General features: G+C 55.0%; 5 protein-coding genes. 2 read left to right on the forward strand and 3 right to left on the reverse strand.

What is annotated here, in order from left to right; genetic code table 11:
- The first annotated feature begins 424 nt into the window (after positions 1-424).
- Positions 425-1534: a cysteine desulfurase family protein gene (locus ACO4XG_RS10845; RefSeq protein ID WP_308508780.1), complete on the forward strand. Its 1110-nt coding sequence runs from the start codon at positions 425-427 to the stop codon at positions 1532-1534.
- A gap of 22 nt (positions 1535-1556) precedes the next feature.
- Positions 1557-2411 (forward strand): tRNA 2-thiocytidine biosynthesis TtcA family protein, encoded by an 855-nt coding sequence (locus ACO4XG_RS10850; RefSeq protein ID WP_308508779.1) that lies wholly within the window; start codon positions 1557-1559, stop codon positions 2409-2411.
- 305 nt (positions 2412-2716) lie between these two features.
- On the opposite strand, the gene rpsR is transcribed toward ACO4XG_RS10850, so the two are convergent.
- From rpsR to rpsF, 3 genes are read right to left on the reverse strand one after another with little or no spacing between them, the layout of a single operon-like run.
- Positions 2717-2986, reverse strand: coding sequence for a 30S ribosomal protein S18 (gene rpsR / locus ACO4XG_RS10855; protein ID WP_009533875.1), 270 nt, complete (start codon positions 2984-2986; stop codon positions 2717-2719).
- A gap of 20 nt (positions 2987-3006) precedes the next feature.
- Entirely contained in the window at positions 3007-3483 is a 477-nt protein-coding gene (locus tag ACO4XG_RS10860) for a single-stranded DNA-binding protein (protein WP_308508778.1), read from the reverse strand.
- 18 nt (positions 3484-3501) lie between these two features.
- Positions 3502-3822, reverse strand: coding sequence for a 30S ribosomal protein S6 (gene rpsF, locus ACO4XG_RS10865; protein ID WP_308508777.1), 321 nt, complete (start codon positions 3820-3822; stop codon positions 3502-3504).
- Positions 3823-4002 lie beyond the last annotated feature (180 nt).

Here is a 4002-nt window from a genome sequence, read left to right on the forward strand (position 1 = left end):
CAGTTCGCCGGAGGAATTATTTCAGACTGTCCTACTTGATCTTGCAATCTAGCCACTTTTTTATTTGGGGATGATTGTAAGATGAACTAGGACAATAAAAAAGAGCCGATGACGAACTCGTGGTATGATGAAGTTACCACACAACACAACACCAGGAGGTTCGCCATGGCTCAGAAAGAGTATAACACAAATAGAAAGTATCGCCACCTGACACGCGAAAAGTGCAGAGATTGCCTCTCCCTCCCCCACCCCTCATCCCTCCTCCTCGTTTTACCCGCTTCTTTATGACAACGCAATTCTCGCTCCCGCATCCCGGGGCTCTTTGTTTGAGCCTCTCCCATTTATCCCCTTTCCGCCTGAGCCGCCTTGCACCGCTCAAAGCCGCATGCTAGAATATTTTTCTGTACTCTTTTGGGAGGTTTTTATGATTTATCTCGATTACAGCGCAAATACCCCGACAGACCCCCGCGTCGCCGAGGCCTTTCTTCGCGCAAGTCTCGATTATCCCGGCAATCCGAATTCCAAGCATCCCGCCGGACAGGCCGCTGCAAAAGCACTTGCCGACGCGCGGGCGCATATTGCGGCGCTGCTTGGCGTATTGCCGGAGGAGCTGGTTTTCACCTCCGGTGCAACCGAAGCCAACAATCTCGCGCTGCTTGGCAGCACGGCAGCCAGGCGCCATGTCGGCCGCCACATCATCAGTACCGCGCTCGAACATCCTTCCGTCAGCGCAACCCTCAGCTATCTGCAGGAAGTCGGCTATGAAATCGATCTGCTCCCCATTCTGCCGAGCGGTTGCATCGATCTGAACGCACTCTCTTCCCTACTTCGGAAGGACACCTGCCTCGTGTCGCTCTCCGCAGTCGACAGCGAACTCGGCACTTTGCAGCCGCTCGCCGAGGCCGCCGCACTGATCCGGCGCTTCCCGGACTGCCACTTCCATGTGGATGCAACCCAAGCCATCGGCAAAGTCCCGGTCGATTTTTCCGCCGCCGACAGTGTGAGCTTTGCCCCGCATAAGTTTTACGGTCTGGTCGGCAGCGGTGTTCTATATAAGAAGAAAGGCATTCCGCTCTACCCCCAGCTTCACGGCGGAGAAAGCGATTCGCCTTACCGGAGCGGCACCCCGGCACTCGCCGAAATTTGCGCGCTGGAGACAGCGCTGGAGACAGCACTCGCCGAAGAAGCCGCCCGCTACGACCTTGTCGCCACGCACAACGCGTATCTCCGCGCGGCGCTCAAAGGGGAAGCGAAAGTTACCGTCAACAGCCCGGCGACTGCCGTTCCGCACATTCTGAATCTCAGCATCTCGGGACTTAGGGGCGCGGCCGTTCAGGCGGCACTCGCCCTGTCCGATATCTGCATCTCCGTGAAATCCGCCTGTTCCACAGATGCTCTGCCGAGCCGCGCTGTCTTTGCCGTGAGCCGCTCCCGGAAGAATGCGCTCGCCTCCTTCCGCCTGAGCCTAAGTCACCTGACCACCCGCGAGGAACTCGATGCCCTGCTCGAGGCACTCGCGCCTCTCCTGCATTGACCGCTTACCAGAAAGGACTACCATGGCACGAGAACTTCTGCCTTACCAGATTGCCGAGCGCAGCATCATCAAAAAATACAGAAAGCAGCTCTGGAACCCTTTTATTGCCGCCGTAAAGCGCTATGCCCTCGTGGAACCCGGCGATAAAATCGCGGTCTGCATCTCAGGCGGCAAGGATTCCATGCTGATGGCCAAGCTCTTCCAGGAACTGCACCGACACAGCGATGTTCCCTTCGAGGTCATCTACCTCGTGATGGATCCGGGCTACAACGAGATGAACCGCGCAAAGATTGAGAGCAACGCAAAGCTCTTGAATATCCCGATTACGATTTTCGAGACCGACATCTTTGATGTCGCGAACAATGCCGACGAGCACCCCTGTTATCTCTGTGCCCGCATGCGCCGCGGCCACCTCTACCGGAAGGCCAAGGACCTCGGCTGCAACAAAATTGCGCTCGGCCACCACTTAAACGATGTGATCGAGACCACCGTGATGGCGATGTTTTACAGTTCCCAGCTGCAGGGTATGATGCCGAAGCTGCACTCACAGAACTTTGAGGGGATGGAACTGATACGCCCGATGTACTGCATCCGTGAGGACGATATCATCGCATGGCGGCGTTACAATGAGCTCTCCTTCATCCAGTGCGCCTGCCGTTTCACCGAGAACTGCACCATCTGCGACAACGGCGGCGGCGGCAGCAAGCGCCAAGAAGTCAAGATTTTGCTGCGTCACTTAAAGCAGACCAACCCTGACATTGAAAAAAGCATTTTTAACGCGATTCACGCAGTCTGCACCGAAACCTTTCCGGGCATCCGAAAGAGCGACGGCGACCACAGTTTCCTCGAGGACTATGCAGCGAGACGCGGAGAATAAATACCGGAATCCCCCGCTGCGTGCAGTGAGGGATTCTTTTTTGAGTTATAGGACAAAAAGAGTGGGCTTCCTTGAACCAGTATGTTTGGAGGAAAACGTCATGACGCATGTTCTCTGTCCTTCTTGCGGCGGGTCTTATATGAAATACGGGCAGAACAAGCCCGGAACTTAGCGGCGCGCTGACCGGCTACGCAAGGATGATTACACCCGAGTTTACATTTGCGGAAAACAGATGAGGCTAAGCGCACAAAAAAGGAGTCCCCTCGCGGGAACTCCCTTCCGGTTTCTCGTATTGCGCCTGTGGCTTAGTCCACCTGGTACGGCAGCAGAGCGATGTGGCGTGCTCTCTTGATTGCGAGCGTGAGTGCTCTCTGGTGACGCGCGCAGTTTCCGGTAATGCGGCGCGGAAGAATCTTACCTCTCTCGGAGATGTACTTCTTCAGCGTTGCGACATCCTTATAGTCGATCGGCTTTGCGCCCTCTGCACAAAACACACAAACTTTTCTTCTTCTGCGCATGCCGCCCGGACGTCTGCTTCTCTGTCCTTCCGGTCTGTCACTTCTGTTAAAAGGCATGATCTTGTCCCCCTATCTCTTTAGTTAAACGGCAGTCCTTCGTCTTCGACGCCGTCCGGGATATTCATAAATCCCTCAGTGCTGGCGTTCTGCGGGCTCGGTCTTCTCTCCTCCGCATAGCCTGTCTGCGGGGCGCTGTTATAATTTCCGCTTCCGCCGTTGCCAGCGCCCTTGCTGTCGGCGAATTCCTGATCTTCCAAAATCACTTCGGTTGTATAAACTTTCTGGCCCTCGCGGTTCGTGTAACTGCCGGTCTGAATTCTGCCGGACACCAGCACGCGCATTCCCTGCCGGAAATACTTCTCCGCGAACTCCGCCGCCCGGTCAAAGGCAACACAGGGAATAAAATCCGCTGTCTGCTCGCCGTTGCTGTTTCCGCGTCTGCCTCTGCGGTCCACCGCAAGGGTGTAACGCGCAATCGCCATGGACTTCTCGCCGCTCGAATAGCGAACTTCCGGATCTCTCGTCAGTCTTCCCATCAAAACGACTTTGTTCATACAATCACTCTTTCTGAATTATTCTGCCGCTTCCTGTGCGGGCTGCTCGACAGCTTCGTCTCTGACGATCAGATATCTCACGACCGGCTCGAAAATGCGAAGGCTTGCTTCCAGCTCGTTCGGCGTGGACGCATCCTCGGACTCGAACTTGATGAAGTAGTAGAAGCCTTCCTTCATCTTCTGGATGTCGTAAGCAAATCTCTTCTTACCCCAGTCGTCGACGTTCGTCACAGTGCCGTTGAAGCGGGTGATGTAGCCCTGCGCCTTCTCCAGCGCCGCTGCCTTCTCCTCTTCCTCGAGCTTTCCGTTCAGAACAAGCGTCAATTCGTATTTGTTCATTTCGCTCTTCCTCCTTTTGGTCTCCGGCCTCCGGTCACGTCCGGAAGCAAGGATGTAATGTCACGGTATCTAAGTTTACCCGATTTTAAGCTGCTTTGCAAGTGCAAATGCTGTAAAAATCACGCTGGATGATTGTAAGATGAACTAGGACAATAAAAAAGAGCCGATGACGAACTCGTG

It is taken from the genome of Stomatobaculum sp., assembly GCF_057248925.1.

What these genes read in the sequence shown, in the direction of transcription:
- ACO4XG_RS10860 (WP_308508778.1), bottom strand. Translation starts at nt 3,483, where the DNA reads ATGAACAAAGTCGTTTTGATGGGAAGACTGACGAGAGATCCGGAAGTT.
- rpsR (WP_009533875.1), bottom strand. Translation starts at nt 2,986, where the DNA reads ATGCCTTTTAACAGAAGTGACAGACCGGAAGGACAGAGAAGCAGACGT.
- ACO4XG_RS10850 (WP_308508779.1), top strand. Translation starts at nt 1,557, where the DNA reads ATGGCACGAGAACTTCTGCCTTACCAGATTGCCGAGCGCAGCATCATC.
- rpsF (WP_308508777.1), bottom strand. Translation starts at nt 3,822, where the DNA reads ATGAACAAATACGAATTGACGCTTGTTCTGAACGGAAAGCTCGAGGAA.
- ACO4XG_RS10845 (WP_308508780.1), top strand. Translation starts at nt 425, where the DNA reads ATGATTTATCTCGATTACAGCGCAAATACCCCGACAGACCCCCGCGTC.